We start from the raw sequence: 21,784 nt of genomic DNA on the forward strand, positions 1-21,784 counted from the left end.
GATGTTTAATATTTAATTTGATATATAGTATCGTAGTTTTACATAAAAGGCTCTTCCGGGTTGTTGTATTTCGAAATTGTCATAAATTTTTGAATCCAAGATATTCCTGGCCGAAACAGCAATGTTGTAACGCCCTTCATTAAATGAATATCCAAGCTCTACATTATGCGAAATTTGTTCGGGAATAATATCTCTATCTTCTGGATTTCCTTCTACAAAAGAGGTAAGCGGGTAATCATGCACATAATAGGTGTTCCAGGAAACGTTTAACTGATCATTTACAGCAAGTACATTATTGAATTTACCTCCAATACGAGCATTTCCAAATACATATGGAATATTTGCTATTCGTTGATTTTTCAAAAAATCAACACCTGCATTTTCTCCAGCATTTCTATCAATGATGTTTTGATAGGTGGCATTCAGATCCAAAAAGAATGCATCATACAACATTCTTATTTCTCCTTCTACACCTGTACTTCTAGCATCAGCAGTATTGAAGTATCTAGAAAAGATTCCTTCGGATCTAATAGCTATAAAATTCTCAGATTCTCTAAAAAATACATTGGTATCAATCTGAAGTTTTAACCCATTAATATCTGTATTAAAAAGAGCTCCTAGATTGGCGTTGTAACTTTCTTCTGGTAATAACGCTGGATTAGATTTCAATAAAAATCCATCCCCAAATACCTCATAACCTTCAGGAATTCTAAATGTTTTTTCAAAAGATCCTTTAATCTGAAAATTATCAAGGATTTTATAAGTAGTAGCAAAGCCATATCCCAGTTCTTCAAAAGTATTTTCGAACCTGGTAAACCGATCTTCTTCTACATTGGTAAATAGGTCTTCCAAAATTCCTTCTGAGTTTAGAAGATATCCTTTAGAAAAAAAAGAAGTACGCCATCGTGTATCTAAAAGATCAATATCGTAAGAAAGACCAAGTATATTTTTATTAACTATATGAGGGTCCCGAAATGCAATTCTTCCAGTTCTGGCATCATCTTCTCCTCTACGGCGAATATAATTTTTGGTATAGTTAGCGCTTAGAGAATGTACGTCATTAAAGGTGTATGTGGCTAATGCGTTTATTAAATGTAGGTTATCTTTAAACTTAAATAACGTCTTACTGGCTTCAAATTCTCCCAGCGTTTGATCTCCTCGTTCTATAAAATTTCCAAACCAATCATATTTCCTAGAAGAAGTATCTACGACCCTTTCATTATTTTCTGTTAGAGCACCATAAATTTTTAGTTTCAACTTTTCATTAAAAAGATTGTTTTTTTCAAACTCAATAGATCCCGAAATAATATCATTTTCAGTAAATACTTCCCCAAATGGATTCTGCGGATCAATAGGGTGCTGTATTTCGTTTTCGTTTGCAGATGCAGTAAAACCTAAAATTAATCTATCTGCGTATGATCTATCAACTAATCCAGTTTGTATCCGTATCATCTGAGAATTATATGCATCATGAAATCTTTCTACATTATCTCTGCGGATACCGGTATCATTTCCTAATTCATCCCTAACCTCAATATCATCAATAGTATAGTTATTATCAGAATAATTATAAAATGAGGACAACTGAAACATCCATCCATTTTTATTATAATGTTGTCCATTTATAGTAGCACGATGTGTATTAAAAGATCCTATATCATAAGACACATCAAGAAAATCCGTTTTACGTTGATTAGTAATAATATTAACTGCACCGCCTAGTGCATCTGCTCCTAAATGTATCGGAACTACGCCTTTAAAAACTTCTGCTCTTTCTACGAGTGTAGCAGGAAAATTATTTAGAGATAAAGAGCTCCCAAAATTCTCTATTGGAATACCATCGATAAAAAACTTTACTTGCTTCCCTGATAATCCATTTAAAGAGAAATCAAACGCAGCCCCTAATCCTCCTCTTTGACGAACATTTACTCCTGGTATCGTTGTTAAAATAGCATTGATATCTACACTACTATTTTTTAATCCTTTGGTTTCTATAACTTCCACTTCAAAAGCCTTTTCTTTTACCTTTTGAGCAGCAGTTTTCCCTTTAACAATTACATCATTTAATTCTTCTACATTTTGTTTTAAAACAATACGGATATATTGTTCCTTAGAAGCATTCGTAGTAATCTTATAGAAACGAGTTTGAAAACCAATAAAACTAGTTTTTAGTGTATATGTTCCTTCTGGAAGTGAAAGGGTAAATTCTCCATCAAAATTAGTAATTACGCCTACGTTTTCTAATTCTACTACTTGGATAGCTGCTTCGGGTATCGGATTAGAATTCTGATCCACAATGACACCTTTTATTGCCTCTTGACTCTGACAAAATAGAGTAATCAAAAGCATCAAAAAGACACTATTTTTTCTTTTTAAAATAACCACTGACTGTAACATTTTTTTATTTATTTTTGCGACCTAAATATTTATTATTTATAATTAGTCTAAATAAATTTAAAGTGCAAAATTAGTATCTAAGGGAAGAGAAAAATGACGCATTATGGATAAAAAAAGACGCAAAAAGACGTCAATTAAAACCGAAATACAAGACCCTAAAAAAACAGTTAGCTTATCTACTGTTACAGAGCTAATAGGTTCTGGCGAACGTTGCGGAATTATTACTAAAAAATTCCAATTCTTACCTCAATATGGTATAGGTTATTATCAGACACATAAGTTTGAAGGTCTATCTATTACTATCTATGATGTATTATTAGAAAAAAATCTAATAGTAGAAGGTAAGCTTTATGACAATTTCTTAGAAATGTCCTTCCTGATTGAAGGCGAGCAGATCATTAAAATTGAAGGAATAACTAAAGATCTAATCTACGAAAGTCAAGAGTGTTATCTATTGTATCTAGAAAATATAAAAGGTTCTATCTCATATCACAAAAGAAAGCGGCTTAAGGAAGTTAAAATTAGAATGAGTACAGATTTTATAAAAAGGCATAAACTAGATGAAGAATATAATATCTTAGAAAAACATTCTTTGTTAAAACTACAAAGCAAATTTTTAAAACCATTATGTTCAAAAACTCAAAATATTCTTTCCGAAATTTTGTCGGATCAAAGGAAAGGGTTGTTAAAACGATTATTTTTAGAATCTAAAGTCCTTGAATTAGTAACTTTAAAAATAGACACTGCAACTACTAATATTATAACTAATAACATTCCTCCCATTGATAATTTAGTAAAAAAGCTATACCAAGTGCAGCATATGATTTCTTCAGATCTTTCTGTTCAATATTCAATTCATCAGTTATCCAGAGAAATTGGATTAAATGATTTTATATTAAAAAAAGAATTTAAAGCTCTATTTGGCAAAACAATTTTTGAATATGCTACCAAATTACGAATGGAAAAAGCAAGGCAACTCCTGTTACATAGCAAAAAACCCATTTATGAGATATCAGAATTAGTTGGTTATAAAAACTCTACACATTTTACTGCAGCATTTAAAAAAATAGAAGGGACTACTCCAAAAAAGTATCGTAGTAATCTAGAGAACTGAAAATTCAGTTCTCTAGTAGTCATTCTATTTCTATGATGTCAATCTTCCTTTAGGAATTGTTTTACCTGACCTATAAATATTCCTGATTTTACCCACGGAGAAGTGAATAACAAATGTTAATCCCATAAATATTGGCATTAATAGTAATGTACCAAGTTCACTTTTACTTTGAAAACCAAAAATCACCATTCCCCAACAAATCAAAACCCATTGGATAACATATAGTGATGTTACATGTTTACTACAATAATAAAAGGTTTTACATAAGAAATTGTCCTTAGTTTTCGATAATATCCAATGGAATATTGACAACACAGAAAAGTTCCATCCAGCGAGATAAATTACTCCTCCAGGTCCTAAATGAAAAAAATCATTAAAATGATATGCTTCATTCATAAATACCAATGGGGCTCCAGCTGCAATAAATAGTAATCCTACGATACCCATTCGTTTAAATAACTCATTTTGATTATATCCTTTTTCCACATACCATTTCCCAAAAAACATTCCTAATAATATAAATGATATCCAAGGAAAAACAGGAAAATAGACCCAATAACCATCGCTCCATAACAATTGAGTTATATAGTTTAATCCGAATGTTTCTGATTGAATACCTCTTAATTCTGGAGATATGAATGCTATTAAAATAGCCAGTCCTAATAGAATAAATTTATTTTTTAAATATGCTCTGATCAGTGCTAATATAATCAATGATATTCCAGCTAATTGTAATATATCACCTGTTAATAATAAATATGTGTATTCTTCTAACTTCAAAGGCATTTCCCATCCATAAGCGACTATAAAACTATCAGGCATTAACCCTACGAGTATAGGTGCTAAAAACTTGAGAAAATTCATTAAATAAGCTACTCCAAGAATCGTTATCCCTCTTTTTACTGCGCTTTTTACATCTTGATTCCTTGATATCATAAAAGATACTCCCATTGTTATTAAAAAAACTGGTGTACCTCTTCCAATAAAATGAATAAAATGTCCTAGAAAAGTATCGGATTGCACATCTTGTCTAGCATGAATCCACAATGTATGAACCATAATCATAGCAATAACACTAAATCCTCTTCCAAAATCTATAGCTAAAATTCTATTTGGTTTTATAGTTGACATAAGATTTTTTTTAGTAATATTAATTGTCTTCAACAAGTTCAGACTTTCGAGTATTCAATTTTGTATTCTTAAACTTAGCAATAGGATTTTCTAGGGTTCCCTCTAGAATTAAGCTTGCCATGGGATCCGCTAGATTTAACATTTGCTGAGTATTTTTCAGTTGTAATCTATTCAAACAGCACCTGTCAAATTCTGAAACGAAAAGATCATATCGATCAAACTCTGATTGCAATTCTGGATGTTCTGTTTGATAAGAATGGATACACAAGGCTACTTCTTGCCAAAAATCATTCTCCATATAGTCAAGATCTCTTTCTAAAATCGGAGCCATAAACCTAAAAAAGCAATCAAAAACATCTGTAAAAATCGATAACACTTTCATTGTATCAGAAGTCTTTGTATATAATCGTTTTACTTTTTCGGGTAATTCTAATTCCTCGTTAAAAACAATTACTTCTTCTGTGATATCTTTCATTAAGATTTTTACCGGAATATGATTCTCCAATACCATGATAATATTTTCTCCGTGCGGCATAAAAACAAACCCATAGGTATAAAAACAGTGTAGTAATGGTGTTAAATATGCTTCTAAATATCTTCTAATCCAGTCACCAACATCACAAACAGAAGCTTTGATTAATGATCCTATCAATGAATCTCCATCTGAATCCAAATGAAGAAATGCAGCCATCGTCATTAATTGTTGATTCTTTTTTATTTTAGTATGTGGACTTTCTCTCCATAAAGCGGAAAGCATTTTGTTATGAGCATTCGTTTTTCCTAACACTTCGTAGAAAGTATTTTGGAAACCAACCGTAGCAACTTCTCCTAGCATAGTAAAACCCTTTTGTTTTAGATATACATCCCTACCTAATAAATCCGTTATCCATTCCGTAATATGTGGTGTGCTCTTCATATAAGATGGAGAAAGCCCTCTCATAAAACCCATATTTAGAATCGACAAGGCGGTTTTGGTATACATTTTCTCAGGATTACTTTTATTATAAAGTGTTCTAATCGACTGTTGCGCAGAGAAATAATCATCTCCTTCTCCTAAGAATACTAAATTTTGATTCGCAATATCTGCAGCAAACACCTGAAGTATTTTATTATTCCATTGCCAAGGATGTACAGGAATAAAAATATAAGAACTGGTATCTAATCCTAAGGATTCCAATTTGGTATTAAATTTTGAAATTAACTGAACCCCTAACTCTTTTCGCATTAAAGATTTGTATTCAAATTTGTGTACAGAAGTAAAAGTGGTTTTACTTTTATGACCCGCTAACCAATATATTTTAAAAGGTAAATTGGTTTCTGGAGCATATTGCAAATAATCCTGACCATCAAAACCTATTCTTCCGTTATTTGCAACAAAACAAGGATGTCCTTCTGTCATTGCATGCTCTATGACCTGGAAAGAGCTATCTACTAGTTCGCTTGATGAAAATGAATGATGACCTTTCTTATACGCAGCACCGGATAATGTACTAGATATTTCTTCTAAGTATACAGGAAGTAAATGTTTTGGTATTTCTAAGGTATACACAAACTCTACGATAAACGTTAATGCATCGATTGGAACCTGAATATCATTTACTTTTTTAATAATAGAGCTTTTATCAATATCCCAATGATCAAGCTTATATTTTTGCGCAGTAAATTCATATGTTATTCCAGGAGTATCGGCAATTAGCACATATTTATTCCACTTTTGGTTATTTGTCTCTTGTTGAGGTTTAAAAAGTAATTCGTGTGAAAATTCGCTAATTGCTTTGCTTACAAGAGCTCTATTTACAATTTTCCAGTTAGATGGATTAAGGTGAGCGTGAGATACTCTTAATGAATCAGATATATTTAAGTTGGTCATTGGTTTTATTTTTTCTCTAAAAGCATTTTTGGCTTTTTTATAATCTTCTGGTTCACAAAAAGCTAATGCTGCAGTTTTTTCCGGTAATTCGATTTCTTTTTGGTATACAAACCCAGCTTTTTTATTAAGGGTATGAATCTTTTGATTTCTAACATCTGGCTCTACCACTATTCTTTCTACATCCGGTAATTCAAAGAAATATTCAAGAACTGTAGTAAATACATTCCAGGTAAATCCAGTGATTTTATAATCTGATGGCGCTACCAAAATATGCATGCCGTAATCAGTATCTTTAGCAGAATAATAGTCAGAAATCCTATCTGTTGCTGCTTTGTACTTTTCCATTAAAAAGATGGGAACTCCATTATATACACCTATAAAAACATCATAGTCTTTTCTGGAAACTAGCGCCGAATATTCTGAGCGTACTTCTTCTATAGAACTTTCTAGCATACCCCAATATGTAGCATACTCTTTTGTTACCCATTTATGAATAGTAGAAATATCATAATCAAAATCTAAATGGCGTAAATGTATAGTTCCAAAATTTTCAATTGTTCTTGAAAAAACTATGTTTTGTGAGATTTCAGTATTTTCCATAATGCTCGTTTAATTATGAAGTTGTACCTACTAAATCTTTTCTAAAAGCAGCAATGGGATTCTCTAGTTTACCAGCAAACTGAAGCAATGCTACAGGGTCATCTAAATCAATCATTTGTTTGTGATTATTTAGTTGTAATCTATTTAAACAAGACAATTGAAATTCTGGAGCAAATAAATCATATTGCTTAAATTTTGCTTCTTTTTCTGGATAACGACCCTGATATTCTTGAATTACATCTGCAACCACTTTCCAAAATTCTTCTTCTTTGAAATTAGCATGTGCAACTAAAATATGAGACATAAATCGGAAAAAACCGTCGAATATATCTGTGAAAATTGAAAGTAATTTTACATCTTCTGGAACTGGAGCATACATGCGTTTTAAATGATCTGGCAGCTCAACTTCTGGATTTAGAATACAAGCTTCTTCCGTAATATCTTTTAAGAAAGATTTTACAGGAATTTGATCTTCTAATACTATGATAATGTTCTCTCCATGAGGCATAAAAACCAGGTCAAAATGATAAAAACAATGCAATAGTGGGCTTAAATATGCTTTTAAATATAAACGCAACCAATCCGTTATAGTTAGACTAGATTTTTCAATAATTTTTGGTAATAAAGCTTCTCCATTTTGATCTACATGCAGCAATGCTGCCATAGTCATGGCTTGTTGGTTTCCATTTACATTGGCAATGGGGCTTTCTCTCCAAAGGGATGCTAACATCTTATTATAATCGTTGTGAGGACCAAACTCTTCAAAATAAGGGTTCACATAACTTATCGAAGCAATCTCACTTAGCATCCTAAAACCCGTTTCCTGAATATAAGAGTCATTATAAAGTAACTCTTCTAACCAAACTGCCATTTTAGGAGCAGTCCCAAGATAATACAGCGGAAGCCCGCGCATAAACCCCATATTTAGAATTGAAAGCGCTGTTTTGGTATAGAATTTTTTAGGATTCGTTTTATTGAATAATGTTCTAATAGATTGTTGAGCAAGGTATTGATCCGGACCATATCCTAAACATATTAGGTTTCCGGTAGCAAGTTCTGGCGAAAATATATTAGCTAATTTATTAAACCATTGCCATGGATGCATAGGAATAAAGAAGTAATCTTCCGGATCAAAACCTTTATTTTTTATAATCGTCTCAAAAGATGTTATCGTCTCATTATCTAATTCTTGCTGTATTAAAGTATCATAAGATAATACCTCGGTTGCTGCATATACAGCTCTGCTTTTATGACCTGCCAACCATATTAATGAAAAAGAATTACCAGCTTCGGGAGCATACGACCTATAATCACTACTATCAAAACCTATACGGCCATTATTAGCAACAAAACCAGGATGTCCCTCTGTCATGGACTGTTCAATAGTTTGAAAATCGGCGATCGCTAGCTCCTCTGAAGTTGGATTACCTTTTAAAAATTTAAATGCGCTCCCATATAAGGTACTAATGATCTCTTCTAGATATAATGGCATTTGCGTATCCTTAATACCGAGCTGTTTTCTAAACTCCTTTATAAATAAAACACCGTCTATGACAACGGATTCACTTTCTTCATATTTTTTGATCGATCCTGATTCAATATATAAATGGTTTAACGCTAATGGTTTTGCGTTAAATTGATATTGAATGGTAGGATTATCTGATTTTAAAATATAACTATTCCAACCGTCCTTTAATTTTTCTAGAACAACTGGTGTGATCAGAAGTTCATGACTAAATTCGCAAATTGCTTTGGTTACAAAAAGAGTATTTACTTTAACCCAAACTTCGGGTTGTAAATGAGCTATCGATTGTTGGGGCGAAACAGCATTATCTAAAGTATTCATAGCACTTCTTTTATTAATTTTTGAAATTGATGTAAAATCTTGATATTGTTTTTTGTCTAAAAATGCTATTTGAGCAGTCTTATTTGGGAGTTCTATAATTTTATCGAGCTGAAAACCTATCCGCTGACATAATGCAAACATCTTTTTATTACGGATATCAGGTTCTACTAGGATTCTATTTACGGAGGAATCTTTAAACACAAAATCCATTATAGCCGTAAATAAATACCATGTAAAATTTGGGATCTTAACACGTGGCGGAGCAACGATGATATGAATCCCACAGTCTCCTTTTTCCACGCTATAGAGTGTACTTATAATATCTTCTTTGGGATTATATCTTTCTAATACAAAAACCGGTTTACCTTTAAAAACACCTACAAAAACATCATAATGTTCCGGCTCCATCAATTTTATATATTCTTGTCGTACCTGTTGTAAATCGTACCCTTGCATTCCCCAAAAAATAGCATAGTCCATATTTACCCATTTGTGCAATATCTCGCTGTCTTCAGATATCCTAAAAGGTCGTATCTCTATGATCCCAAAATCAGAAAAGCTTTTTGAATAGATTTTATGATACTGATGCTGTATGTTATTGGCTGTTTTTTCCATTCAGAATTTCTTATGACTTAACTAATTGTTTAGAAGTGAGTTTTGGAGCAACTTTAAAAATTAAATAATACAGCAATAAAGTGATACTAAAACCACCTAAAGCAACCAAAAATGGAATTCTCAATCCATAATTATCTACTAGTAGCCCCACAGAAAAAGACGATAGCAACACTCCTAGGTTTTGAAAAAAATGTACCTTACTATAATCCATAGCATAAGAATCTGGTGTACTAAATTTAAAGAGCAATACATCAAATTTTACAACTCCTTGAAAAATTGCCCAACCATAAATTATTCTACCTATTATTACTGTTATTTCTGTAGAAAGCCCTTGAAGAAATAATCCAGTAATACCTATTAATAATATTGGCACCATCTGTTGCCATACATTATTTGTTTCTTTTCTCTTCGTATTTATCCATAAAGCAATCAGCGCTACAAAACCAGGTATTGCATATACTGTTCCTGATACTAGTGTAGTATTATATACTGAAATGCTTTCCCAATAAGTTGCAAAAAATGGTCTTATCAAAAAATCACTGAAATACAAAATCATAGTAATCAATCCAATTTTGAGAATAAAACCTCTAGGAATCATTTTTGAGTTCTGTTTAATAGACCCTTCCGGTTCCAAGGTTTTGGCTGTATTGTATTTGTTACTTCTTAATAAATAAGCACTCATACCCATTTGTATAAAATCTCCAATCGCCATAATCACAAAAATGTAGCTAGCATCAATTAAATCTACAGTAGCACCTCCTATCACTGCTCCTAATATTCCACCAAGATGTACCACTACGGATAATAAACCAATGGTTTTAGGATGTTCTTTTTTAGTGATTATTTTTAGGATATACGGATATACTAGTAAATAGCTTCCTTTAAATAAGATCATCATTAAAGAAATGATCCAGAAGTTAACATATGATGTAGTTGTATAACAACATAAAGCCAATATTCCTGCCACAAACTGTGTGTATATAAGAATATTTAGCTCTGTTATTTTTTTGGAAACATATGCCCAAAAAGGAAACGAAATCATCACCATAAAGCATATCGCAGCAAAATAATAACCTACCAATTCTGGATTTGTCACTCCGAATCGAGCTTCGAAAAATTGAGGATAAAAAGGATGTAATAAATAATCACTTACTACAGCTACTAAGGTCATTATGATCAAAAAGTTCTTCATTAGAATTTTTGTTAAGTTGTTGGAGTTTCTATCATAATTTCCTCTTCTTCTAACACATCAAACTGCTGGAATGCAACTCTCTTTTCTATAGCATAATAATCTGTGCCTGTTAATTCTTTGATGATATATGAATTGCGATAAGCTGCCATACCTAAATCGGGAGTTACAAATCCGTGTGTATGTAGTTCGGCATTTTGTACAAATATCTCACGCCCCAATTGATCAATAGCATAATTACGATGTACATCATATCTACCTTTTTCATCCCATCGAATTCGATCACTAATCCCATCGACAAATGTTGGTTTTTGATATTGATATCCTGTAGCCAATACTAGTCCTTCTGTTCTATGACGATAGTATTTATCTTGCTCGTGTTGATGGATTTCTAGATAAAAGGTGTCCAAAGTATCATCATAAACCGCATTCTGTAACTCTGAATTTGTTCTTAGATTTACTTTGACATCCGTGAGCAATCGTTTCGTATATATCAAATCAAATATATCAGCAATCAAATCTTGATTGATCCCTTTGTATAAATGCTTTTGATTTTTAATCAACTCATTACGTTTATGATTAGGCAGATTATAAAAATAATCTACGTACTCGGGAGACGTCATCTCTAAAGTAAGTTTTGAATATTCTAACGGAAAGAATCTTGGCGATCTCGTAATCCAATTCAATTCATATCCTTTTTCATCTATTTCTTGTAAGAGATCATAAAAAATCTCTGCAGCACTCTGACCACTGCCAAAAACTGTAATAGATTTTTTGGATTGTAACTTCTTCTTATTTGGCAAATAAGAACTAGAATGAATCGCATCTTCTTTTAAAGAATTACAACAACTGGGTATATACGGACTTGTTCCGGTTCCCAAAACAAGTCTTCTAGCTTTATGAACTTTACGTTTATTCGTTTTTGTACATTCCGAAAGAACAGTATAATATTGCTCCTTTTCATCATAGGCAATCTCAACCACTTCGGTCCCAAATTGAACATTAGATAATTTATCAATTGCCCAACGACAATACTGATTGTATTCATTTCTTAGTAAAAGAAAATTTTCTCTAATATAAAATGAATAGATTCTTCCTTGTTCCTTGATATAATTTAGAAAACTGTATGGATTTGTAGGATCTCCTAAGGTTACTAAATCTGCCATAAAAGGGATCTGTAATGTAGTATCCTGAAGCATCATACCTGGATGCCAGTCAAATTTTTCTTTCCTATCTAAAAACAGTCCATCTAACTCTGTAATTGGCTCGGACAAACAGGCTAGTCCTAAATTCATAGGACCTACTCCAATCCCAATAAAATCAAGTATCTTTTCTTCTTTCGTCATTATGCTTTCTATTTTTAATTGTGCTTTTCGCTATTGTAAGTCTTACCTGTTTCCTTAATCATCTGAATGATATTTAACAGATCGTCAATGGTACTTTTAGGATTTAATAATGTAAATTTTAGATATGTTTTTCCATTAAATTTTGTGCTCGCTATAGAAGCTTGACCCGATTTAAACAAGGTATTTTTAATATAAAGATTCGTTTTATCAAGAAGTGCATCTGACGATACACCTGGAACTTTATATCGAAAAACTAATGTACTTAGCTCTGGTTTATGAGCCATTTCAAAATAGATATCATCTCTAATGCTATGATAAAGATCTAATGCTAGATAATGTACTTTTTCTAAAAATGCTCCTATATTTTTTTCTCCAGTCATTTTTAAGGTAAACCAGAGTTTCAAAGCATCGAATCGTCTAGTAGTTTGGATTGACTTTTCTATCAAATTAGGATATTTTTCATCTCTATGTTCTAATGGATTTAGATAATCTGCGTAATATGAAACATACTTAAAGTGTTCTGTATCTCTAACTAAGAAAGCACTAGAACAAACAGGTTGAAACATTGTTTTATGAAAATCAATAGTAACAGAATCCGCATGTTTAATTCCTTCTAAAAGATGGCGATGTGTTTCAGTGAGTACATAACTACCACCATAAGCGCCATCCACATGGAACCAAATATCATATTCATTAGCGATTTTTGCAATGGTATCCAAAGGGTCAAAACTACCAAAATCGGTGGTTCCTGCGGTAGCTACAATAGCAATAGGTATATTTCCTATTTGTTTTTCTTTTTCAATGGCTTGTACTAACGCATCTGCCTCCATTTTCATCTTTTCATCCGTAGCCACAGGAATCACCGAATTGTATCCCATGCCCATAAGAGCAGCATTTTTTCTAATACTAAAATGAGCTTTATCCGAACAGAAAAAACGAAATTTAGAAACTACATCTGACCAGCCATTCTCCTTTAAATTCAATCCAAAATGTTTAAACGCATAATTATCTCGTGCTAATAACAAGGCCATAAAATTGGATTGGGTTCCACCACTGGTAAAAACACCATCAGCAGTAGATGGTAAGTTCATTTTATCACAAATCCATCGAATCATTTCCTGTTCTATATACGTTCCAGAAATACTTTGATCCCAAGTTTCTACGGCCGTATTTACGGATGAAGCGATTAAATCACCAACCAAAGCGGGAAGCAATACAGGGCAATTAAGATGCGCAACATAGTTAGGATGATGAAAAGCAATGGTATGATCGAGATACAATTCTTTAATTTCATTAAGAGCCTGATCCACTGATAAGGTTTCATTCGCGTTTGGAGAGAGTAAATCTTTCTTTTCCCGAAAGTCAGATACTTCTCCTGGATAAAAATGATCTCTATCCAAAAAAGACTTTACATATTGCAGCGCTTTATGCATATATTCTTCATAGCTATATTTGGATTGAGGATCGAAAAAATGATCAACTTTTTGATCAAAAGCAAGATTGGTTTGTGTGTCGAGGAACATATTATTTTTATTTGGTCTAAATAAGCTTAGCAAATTTAGAATCAAACAAAAGTATATTTATGACGTATTTCGGATAAAAAAAGACGTCGTAAGAATATAAAGGAGCTAATTAATCTTGAATTAACGATAGCGTAAGAGTTATTTAAAAGTATATTACGGTTTTTCACAAAAAGATCACAATACACCTATTCTATAATACTTATTAGCAAAATCACACGATCTAAAACTTTCTAAAAACCCTTTTAAATAGTATACATAACACTTTTAATCACTAAAAGATTATGAACACAAAGTAAAGTGCAACAGTAATTAGTTTTGAGCGTTTTTTTATATAATTTAGTAATCTCTCTTTATTAAAATATTTGGATAAAAAAACTACATCGAATTCTACCAAAGAAGCTAAATTCTCCAATTTGTTTGACAAGCACTATAACAGATTGTACAATTACGCTTTAAAAGTTTTAGAAGAAACCGAGCTTTCTGAAGAGTTAGTACAAGAAACATTTATAAAGCTTTGGGAAAACTTTGAGCATATTAACCAATCCGAACGTTCTATAGAATCATTTTTAATCACTACACTAAAAAATAAAATCATCGATTCTTATAGAAAGAAAAGAACTAGAGAGAAACATACAAATGTATATGCGCTCCATACTACTTTAGAAACTGAGATTGATAAACAATGGGAATTGCTAGAGCGCATCGAAAATATCTATACTACTTTGGAACAAAAAACAACAGATATTTTTAAATTATCAAGAGATAAAGGTTTTACCTACAAAGAAATTTCCCAAAAAAAAGGCATTTCTATAAAAACTGTAGAACTCCATATTTCAAAAGCCTTAGCAGCATTTAAGAAAGGCTTAAAAGATTATTTATAAAAAAAAATCAAAATTTTAATAGGGTACTCCTGCTCCGCAAACGTCTTATATCTAATTAACACCTTTTGGGTATGGAGCATTTTAAAATTACAGAAACTGAACTTTGGGAATATATTTCGCAAACCGCGGATGATAATACTATTCTGAAAGTAGAAAAATGGAAAAACTCTCCCGATTTTGATAAAGCACTATTTACCAAAATAACAACCATCTATAACCATACTGCTACGAAAGACCCTTCTGTTGAAGAAGCCAAAAAACGTTTTTTTACTACAGTGAAACCCAAAACAGTAGTTTGGAAAGAAATGCTAAAGTATGCGGCTATATTTGTTATACTCATTTCTGGAGTATATTTCTACAATACCTTATCCTCCAATAAGAATCAAATAGTTGTGCAAACAACTTTTGGTGAACAAAAAAACATCAAACTATCAGATGGTTCTATTGTATGGCTAAATGCTTCTAGTAATCTATCCTATAACTCAGAAGATCCAAGAACTTTATATCTAGAAGGAGAAGCATTTTTTGAGGTAGCTAAAGATACCTTACACCCATTTACTGTAACTACAGCGAATCATATCACCGTAAAAGCTTTGGGCACCAGTTTTAATGTAAAATCATATACAGATAGTGCAATTACAGAAACAAAGCTATTAACTGGTAAAGTAGCCGTTACTTCCAATACTCAGTTCAAAGAAAGTGTATTCTTAATTCCAAATCAAAAAGTAACCTTCTACAAGAAAACTAAAGAAGTCCTAAAATCTAATATGGGCACTAATGAATCCCATATTGCCTGGAAAGAAGGGAAAATACAATTCGAAAATAAAACCTTTAGAGAAATAGCAGTCGACTTAAAAGCGCATTTTGGCACATCAATACTCTTAAAAAATGAAAACATTGCCACTGCTAGATTTACTGGGGCTTTCGACAATACAACTCCTATAAATGAAATTTTTGAAATACTTACAATTTCAAAAAGCTTTACATATCAACTAAATACGAAAACAAATGAGTGGATAATAAAATAAAAAAAGTGGGAAAACTGGCATTTTCCCACTATAAAAGTTAAAAAATTCTAATCGCGAAATCAGTATTAATTAACAATATTCAAATGTATGAAAATATACCATTTTGGGGTCATTTCATGGCCAAAAAATAGTTATGGAAAACCCTCTTTTTTAATGAAATTATCTTTCTTTTTTTATTTGGTTTTTTGTTTTCAACTCTTGGGATTCAATGGGTTTTCTCAAAAAAATGTTACACTAGAAGAAGAAAATAGTTCTTTACAATCAATTATCAATAAAATTGAAACACAAACGTCTTACGCTTTTATATTTAGCAATGACGTAATCGATGTCAATCAAAATTTTAGTATAACTGTTATAAAAAAAGATATAACCGAAACGCTCGAGTTGCTTTTTAAGGATACTAGAATTTCTTATGAAATTAAGAAAAATCACATTATTCTTTCTAAAGCTAAAAAACAAGATGATGATTATACTATTAGCGGGATTGTTAGAGATGCGAATACAGGCGAAACACTTTTGGGTGCCAGTATTATTATCAAAAATAATAACAACGGAGTATTTACCAATGAATATGGCTTTTATTCTATAACGTTACCTAAAGGAGGCTATCTTTTGGAGATTTCTTATTTAGGCTATTCCACTAAAACCTTAGATATTCAGTTAAACAATGATTTGAGCATAAAGATAGAGCTTAGGCCATCCTCAAATGAATTAGACGAGGTAATAATACAGACAAATCAGAATAACAAAAGTCAGGTAGCACCAATTTTAGGAGGAACTACCAATTTAACAACTTCAGAAATTAAGAAATTACCATCTCTTTTAGGAGAACCAGATATTTCACGAGCAGTTTTAACTCAACCAGGTATCAGTAGTATTGGTGAGGGAACCAGTGGTTTTAATGTAAGAGGTGGAAATGTGGATCAAAATTTAATTCTACTAGACGAAGCACCTTTGTATAACACCTCTCATTTGTTTGGATTATTTTCCATTTTCAATGCAGATGCAGTTAAAATATTAAAATTATATAAAGGCGAAATACCGGCTCGCTTTGGAGGAAGAGCATCATCAGTATTAGAAATTCGACAAAAAAATGGAAGTTTAAAGAGAATTAAAGGAGAAGGTGGATTGGGATTATTGTTTTCTAAATTAACAATAGAAGGTCCTATTAAAAAGGATAAAATAAGTTTTTTAGCTTCTGGAAGACGTTCTTATTTTGATGTATTTTTTCCTTTATTTAAAGGTAACGAGGCTGTCGATAAATTTCATTTTTATGATTTAAACACAAAACTTAGCTGGAATATCAATAAAAATAATAGGTTATATGTATCAGGTATTTTTGCTGCAGATGTCTTAAAATTTAATCAAGAAGAAGAAAATGGAGAAGGTGGATTTGATACTGATTTGGACCTAGGATGGACAAACACTACCACTACTATACGATGGAATCACACTTTTTCAAATAGATTATTTTCTAATATAACAGGTATTTATAGTAAATATGATTTCTCATTAGGGCAAAGAGAAGATCTTCGGGAAGAAGAAATTGAGGAAAACATTGAAGAAACTGTTGAGAGATCTATTGAGAATTGGATTTTTAAACCTGATTTTACTTATTATTTAAATCCTAATACCCAAATGCGATTTGGGCTTTCTGGCAACTTATATCAATTCGTTCCCAAAATTACTGGTACAGCAGGCAAACAAGTTCTGGACAAAGAAAAAGCGTTAGAACTCGCCGCCTATTATAGTATTCAAAAACAATGGAATAAATTATCATTACAGACCGGTTTAAGATATTCTTGGTTTGCAAATTTTGGGGAAGAAAACATTGCTATCTACGACCCTAATCTTGCGCAAACACAAAACTCAATTGTAGGAAACAGAAGGGTAAAGAATAATGAGATATCGAAAACTTATTTTGGACTTGAACCACGCATGTCTGTAAAATATGATATTAATGATCGAAAAGCTTTTAAAATAGGATATAATAGAATTTTTCAATACGTCCATTCCATCAATAGACAAACGATAACATTACCAAACGATAGTTGGAAACCATCTGGTGAGCATATTGCTCCCTTAAAAGTAAATCAATTTTCTGCCGGATATGCCTATGACACCAAGGATCAAAATTATAATTTTTCGATAGAGGGATACTACAAAACATTTGATGATATAATAGTTTATAAAAATGGTGCTCGATTAGGAGTCTTTGATAATTTAGAAACTGAATTAGTGGCCGCTAAAGGTTTTTCTTATGGACTAGAATTTGCCGCTCATAAGAACAAAGGAAAACTAACTGGAAATGTAAACTACACCTATTCTGTATCAAAACGGAAAACAAAAAGCAATTTCTCCTCAGAACAGATTAATAGAAACACTTATTTTCCTTCGAATTTTGATAGACCTCATATATTCAATCTTACGGCAAATTATAAATTATCTAAAAAGTGGGAAGTTGGAGCTTTTTTTACCTATCAAACAGGAAGACCCATCACCGAGCCTAATGGTAGGTTGATTATCGATGGAGATGCATTCATTACGTATTCTGATAGAAACGCTTTTAGAATCCCGAATACCCATAGAGCAGACATCTCGTTTACATATACACCTACCGATAATCCTAAAACGAACTGGAAAGGAAGCTGGAATTTTGGTTTATATAATGTGTATGGTCGTAAAAATGCGTTTTCGATTAATTCTGTTTTTGACAATAACCAATTAGAAACGTCTCAAATTTCATTTATCGCCGCACCAATTCCATTCATCTCCTACAATTTTAAATTTTAGAACCATGAAAAAACTACATATATACATAGCATTTATTTCATTATTCACATTAATAAGTTGTGTTGAGGATATTAGTCAAGATTTTGAGTTTAAAGAACAGGTATTTATCTCAGGATTATTGACTAATGAAGTGGGATTTGTTTCAATTCAGGTTCAAAAAACCGTTCCAGTAACCGACACGATCTTTAATCCTGTAAATGATGCTCAAATATCCTTATTTATGAAAGATTCATCTGATGATGTATCATTGGTTTCGGATTCTTTTACAGTAAATAATGGAACGTATACTACTTCAGAAATGATTACTCCTATTATAGGAAATACGTATTGGATAGAAACCATATTACAAGACCAAACTGTACTTATATCAGAAGAGGAAATTTTAAGACCCCCTATTCCTATTACGGATATGGAAAAGACCAATGATAGCATTCGAATTACTTTTACCGGTCCAATTGATGTACAAAATTTCTATTTAATTCAGTTAGAAATTCTTAAAGATGGTACATTAATTTCTGATGAATTGATCGTATCCAATGACAGAATCATCAATGAAGAGGAAGAAAAAATTCTTGTTATAACTGGTATGAACGAAGGCGAAACATTAAATGTAAACATCAGTAACATTAACTTCACTACGTTTCAGTTTTATAGCAATGTCATTAGTAACCAAGGAAATGAACCAGAATTATCCTCTTTGTTTTTACCTGTCAACCTAGTTGGTAATATCACCAATATGACAACAAATGAATTGGTACTAGGTAATTTTGGTGTGTCAGGATTAACTCCTATTACCATAGATTTCTAAACAACTACCTAGAATACTTTTTTAATAAATAAATCAGGATACTAACCTATCCTGATCCCATACTTTGATTTTAATCAATTACAACATTTTAGGAGGTTACCTTAATAGAGGTGTACCCTATCAGATTATTATAAACAATTCAAAAATTAAATTATTATGAAACATTATCGCATGTACACAACGGTCCTTATTTTATCATTATTTTTCATCAGCTGCGACTCTGATGATGATATCGTTATTGATGAACCTCTTGAAATATCACAAGAAATTAAGGATTTAATTTATTTTAAAGGTGATGAAGATGCTCCTATCGTTCTGATCAATGTGCAAAGTGGTCCTGATACAGAACTTAGTACAGGTGAAGTAGACGAAATTTTTCAAACTTTTGATACTACCGACCTTTTAGCTGTAAACGTACACCAAGCACAAACATTAAACCCAAGCCCGTTCGAAAATGATGATATTACATTTAATCAAGCAATTAACTTTAATTCAGAAAGTGTAGAAATGCTGTACAAGGTTGTCAATTATTTTAAAAATCAAGGCAGAACAGTCTATGTATTAGGAATTTCATTTGGAGCTTTCGTGACACAAGATCTTATCGCAAAGAAAGGGATAGATGTCGCAGATAAGTATTTGATTATGGCAGGTAGATTAGATATGGAAACTGTTATGTGGGAAGCTTTTTCTGAAGGAAGGGCTGGGTATTTCGAAAACGGAACTAATCCAATTCCGGATCAAGAACCAGAAATGGATGTTATCGATAGAAACTTAAACCGATTAGCTGCCGGATTTGCAATGAATAGATACACTGAACTTCTTGATTCTTTTGATGACTTATCTAGTATTACCTACGTATACGGAGAAGTAGATCAAGCAGTTGGTAGACTTACAACTTCAGAAATTGAACTTCTACAGTCTAAAAACACAAACATAATCACAGGTTCCGGAGACCACGACCAAACGATTAATGACTTCATTGAGCAAGGTTTTGAAGAGACGTTTGATATATCATTGCAATAATTGATAGTACTACTATCTATAAATAGTAAAAACATAGATTTTGAAGCAGTTTTAAATAAAATCGAGTATTTTACTTTAACTACAAAAAAGCCAGTTATCAAAATAACTGGCTTTACTATTATTAATAATCTTCTATCTAAAATAATCTTTTCATTAAGTGTCTTATTAATTATTTAGTAATTCTAAAGCGCGTTCTATTCCACCATCTTTTTCTTCTTGAAAATCTAGAGTTGATAAAAATGGTACCCTGTTTTCTTGATTTTCGGGACCAATTCCAACTGCTTCAAAAACTTCTCCTTGCGCATCACTATATACTTCATTAGATAATCCTACTTCTGCTCCATTAGGTAATATATGAGTAAGAATAGTAGAAAAAGCACCTGCTGTATTTTCTCCTACTATAGTTACATATGGCAAGTCTTTTACGCATAACGCAAAGAGTTCAGCTGCACTTACACTATAAGGGCTCGTTAGTACTATAATATCATCTGTAAACTGAAAGTCCCCTTTTGGTCCTACAGAGAAAGACTTATTTTCCGTAAAGCTATCTCCTAACCTAGCTTTCTTAAAATATGAAATCCGTTCCTGATCCATAAAACGAGATACCATATCTAAAGCAGCTGTGTCATAGCCTCCATCATTAAAACGTATATCGATAATTAATTTAGAAACTCCTGATTCTCTTAGGTCGTTCATTATAGTGTCTAGTACAGTATTTAATGTTGATAACTCATTACTGAAATTTGTTCCGTACCCTTCCATAGTTCCAATAACAATATATCCTACTGTATCATCGATCAATCCCCATAATATGTTCTCACTATCATCTATTTCAAAACTTCCTCCTAAATACTCCGTGACGATTGTAGTTATTTTTTGATCAACAAGATTAAAATAATCGTCCTCACTTTCTATTACCAACTCTCCAGTTAGGTTAGCATTTAATCTTTCTAATAATTTGGGGTCTCCTGAGTTAATTTCAATATCATTATCTTCATCATAGACACTTACGTGGGCATCTTCTAATAAAACAACAAGCTCTTCTAAAACATCATAAAAATTATCCTCTGTAACTTGATCTCTTAAATCTTCATATTGAGACCAGTCTACATTTCTAGTATCAAAAAAAGCATAATGGTCATTAAAAATATTCCAAAAATGATCAAAATTTACTTTTGGATCTTCTGTACTGGAAACCTGATCAGGTAAACAGTTTGGAGTTTGACTTGATAACCGAGTAAATACTATTTCTGAGTCTGATAAATCTGTAGAAGCTACAAGCTCATTTTCGTTAGCCAGTTCTAGGTGCAATCCAAAGTAATCTTCTGGAACAAAATCATCGTCCTGAATGGAACATCCTACTGTATTTATATTATAAAAAATGTTATTATCATCAGTCAACTCTAAAATGTATCCTTTTTCTTCTGACATCCAAAAACCATTCATTGGATCTTCCACAGGAAGAATGGTGGCGTCATCATCAGATTGACAAGAGAAAATAAAAAACACCATTATATATAGATACCATTTTTTACTAATTGAAAAAGAGAGTTCTTTTTTGATTGTTCGTAATATCATAATTCTGTTTTTTGATTTTTATAAAAAGTAATTTGTTTTAAA

At 31.9% G+C, this 21,784-nt stretch carries 14 protein-coding genes; 6 read left to right on the forward strand and 8 right to left on the reverse strand.

Annotation, left to right across the window (positions count from 1 at the left end; all coding sequences use genetic code 11):
* Positions 1 to 12 precede the first annotated feature (12 nt).
* Positions 13 to 2,397, reverse strand: a complete 2,385-nt coding sequence (locus J8L88_RS07725; protein WP_211060419.1) for a TonB-dependent receptor — start codon at positions 2,395 to 2,397, stop codon at positions 13 to 15.
* Between the two features lie 103 nt (positions 2,398 to 2,500).
* Here J8L88_RS07725 and J8L88_RS07730 point away from each other — a divergent pair, with 103 nt between their 5' ends.
* Positions 2,501 to 3,511, forward strand: a complete 1,011-nt coding sequence (locus J8L88_RS07730) for a helix-turn-helix transcriptional regulator (RefSeq protein ID WP_247666439.1) — start codon at positions 2,501 to 2,503, stop codon at positions 3,509 to 3,511.
* 30 nt (positions 3,512 to 3,541) lie between these two features.
* Here the strand turns inward: J8L88_RS07730 and J8L88_RS07735 are convergent, their stop codons facing one another.
* Genes J8L88_RS07735 through J8L88_RS07760 form a run of 6 tightly spaced genes read right to left on the reverse strand, consistent with a single transcriptional unit; the run spans position 3,542 to position 13,631 of the window.
* Positions 3,542 to 4,642, reverse strand: a complete 1,101-nt coding sequence (locus J8L88_RS07735) for a heparan-alpha-glucosaminide N-acetyltransferase domain-containing protein (RefSeq protein WP_211060420.1) — start codon at positions 4,640 to 4,642, stop codon at positions 3,542 to 3,544.
* A 19-nt stretch (positions 4,643 to 4,661) separates the two neighbouring features.
* Positions 4,662 to 7,112: a GNAT family N-acetyltransferase gene (locus J8L88_RS07740; RefSeq protein WP_247666440.1), complete on the reverse strand. Its 2,451-nt coding sequence runs from the start codon at positions 7,110 to 7,112 to the stop codon at positions 4,662 to 4,664.
* 13 nt (positions 7,113 to 7,125) lie between these two features.
* Positions 7,126 to 9,573: a GNAT family N-acetyltransferase gene (locus J8L88_RS07745; RefSeq protein WP_247666441.1), complete on the reverse strand. Its 2,448-nt coding sequence runs from the start codon at positions 9,571 to 9,573 to the stop codon at positions 7,126 to 7,128.
* A gap of 10 nt (positions 9,574 to 9,583) precedes the next feature.
* Entirely contained in the window at positions 9,584 to 10,765 is a 1,182-nt protein-coding gene (locus tag J8L88_RS07750) for an MFS transporter (protein WP_233557583.1), read from the reverse strand.
* A gap of 11 nt (positions 10,766 to 10,776) precedes the next feature.
* Positions 10,777 to 12,108: a lysine N(6)-hydroxylase/L-ornithine N(5)-oxygenase family protein gene (locus J8L88_RS07755; RefSeq protein ID WP_211060421.1), complete on the reverse strand. Its 1,332-nt coding sequence runs from the start codon at positions 12,106 to 12,108 to the stop codon at positions 10,777 to 10,779.
* A gap of 14 nt (positions 12,109 to 12,122) precedes the next feature.
* Entirely contained in the window at positions 12,123 to 13,631 is a 1,509-nt protein-coding gene (locus J8L88_RS07760; RefSeq protein WP_211060422.1) for an aspartate aminotransferase family protein, read from the reverse strand.
* 362 nt (positions 13,632 to 13,993) lie between these two features.
* On the opposite strand from J8L88_RS07760, the gene J8L88_RS07765 reads away from it, so the two are divergent.
* From J8L88_RS07765 to J8L88_RS07785, 5 genes are all read left to right on the forward strand, one after another.
* Positions 13,994 to 14,512 (forward strand): sigma-70 family RNA polymerase sigma factor, encoded by a 519-nt coding sequence (locus tag J8L88_RS07765; RefSeq protein WP_027395234.1) that lies wholly within the window; start codon positions 13,994 to 13,996, stop codon positions 14,510 to 14,512.
* A gap of 71 nt (positions 14,513 to 14,583) precedes the next feature.
* Positions 14,584 to 15,540: a FecR family protein gene (locus tag J8L88_RS07770; RefSeq protein ID WP_211060423.1), complete on the forward strand. Its 957-nt coding sequence runs from the start codon at positions 14,584 to 14,586 to the stop codon at positions 15,538 to 15,540.
* 87 nt (positions 15,541 to 15,627) lie between these two features.
* On the forward strand, positions 15,628 to 18,333 hold the full coding sequence (locus tag J8L88_RS07775; RefSeq protein ID WP_051336308.1) for a TonB-dependent receptor: 2,706 nt from the start codon (positions 15,628 to 15,630) through the stop codon (positions 18,331 to 18,333).
* A gap of 4 nt (positions 18,334 to 18,337) precedes the next feature.
* On the forward strand, positions 18,338 to 19,141 hold the full coding sequence (locus J8L88_RS07780; RefSeq protein WP_211060424.1) for a DUF4249 family protein: 804 nt from the start codon (positions 18,338 to 18,340) through the stop codon (positions 19,139 to 19,141).
* A 156-nt stretch (positions 19,142 to 19,297) separates the two neighbouring features.
* The gene (locus J8L88_RS07785) at positions 19,298 to 20,164 is read left to right on the forward strand and encodes a hypothetical protein (protein WP_211060425.1); all 867 of its coding nucleotides are present in this window, start codon (positions 19,298 to 19,300) and stop codon (positions 20,162 to 20,164) included.
* Between the two features lie 165 nt (positions 20,165 to 20,329).
* Here J8L88_RS07785 and J8L88_RS07790 read toward each other — a convergent pair whose 3' ends face one another.
* The gene (locus tag J8L88_RS07790) at positions 20,330 to 21,742 is read right to left on the reverse strand and encodes a S41 family peptidase (RefSeq protein ID WP_211060426.1); all 1,413 of its coding nucleotides are present in this window, start codon (positions 21,740 to 21,742) and stop codon (positions 20,330 to 20,332) included.
* Positions 21,743 to 21,784: the final 42 nt, after the last annotated feature.

The sequence above is a fragment of the Aquimarina sp. MMG015 genome, assembly GCF_018100855.1.
GTDB lineage: Bacteria > Bacteroidota > Bacteroidia > Flavobacteriales > Flavobacteriaceae > Aquimarina > Aquimarina latercula.

Coding starts and splice junctions, on each gene's coding strand:
- J8L88_RS07725 (WP_211060419.1), bottom strand. CDS start 2,397: ATGTTACAGTCAGTGGTTATTTTAAAAAGAAAAAATAGTGTCTTTTTG.
- J8L88_RS07730 (WP_247666439.1), top strand. CDS start 2,501: ATGGATAAAAAAAGACGCAAAAAGACGTCAATTAAAACCGAAATACAA.
- J8L88_RS07735 (WP_211060420.1), bottom strand. CDS start 4,642: ATGTCAACTATAAAACCAAATAGAATTTTAGCTATAGATTTTGGAAGA.
- J8L88_RS07740 (WP_247666440.1), bottom strand. CDS start 7,112: ATGGAAAATACTGAAATCTCACAAAACATAGTTTTTTCAAGAACAATT.
- J8L88_RS07745 (WP_247666441.1), bottom strand. CDS start 9,573: ATGGAAAAAACAGCCAATAACATACAGCATCAGTATCATAAAATCTAT.
- J8L88_RS07750 (WP_233557583.1), bottom strand. CDS start 10,765: ATGAAGAACTTTTTGATCATAATGACCTTAGTAGCTGTAGTAAGTGAT.
- J8L88_RS07755 (WP_211060421.1), bottom strand. CDS start 12,108: ATGACGAAAGAAGAAAAGATACTTGATTTTATTGGGATTGGAGTAGGT.
- J8L88_RS07760 (WP_211060422.1), bottom strand. CDS start 13,631: ATGTTCCTCGACACACAAACCAATCTTGCTTTTGATCAAAAAGTTGAT.
- J8L88_RS07770 (WP_211060423.1), top strand. CDS start 14,584: ATGGAGCATTTTAAAATTACAGAAACTGAACTTTGGGAATATATTTCG.
- J8L88_RS07775 (WP_051336308.1), top strand. CDS start 15,628: ATGAAAATATACCATTTTGGGGTCATTTCATGGCCAAAAAATAGTTAT.
- J8L88_RS07780 (WP_211060424.1), top strand. CDS start 18,338: ATGAAAAAACTACATATATACATAGCATTTATTTCATTATTCACATTA.
- J8L88_RS07785 (WP_211060425.1), top strand. CDS start 19,298: ATGAAACATTATCGCATGTACACAACGGTCCTTATTTTATCATTATTT.
- J8L88_RS07790 (WP_211060426.1), bottom strand. CDS start 21,742: ATGATATTACGAACAATCAAAAAAGAACTCTCTTTTTCAATTAGTAAA.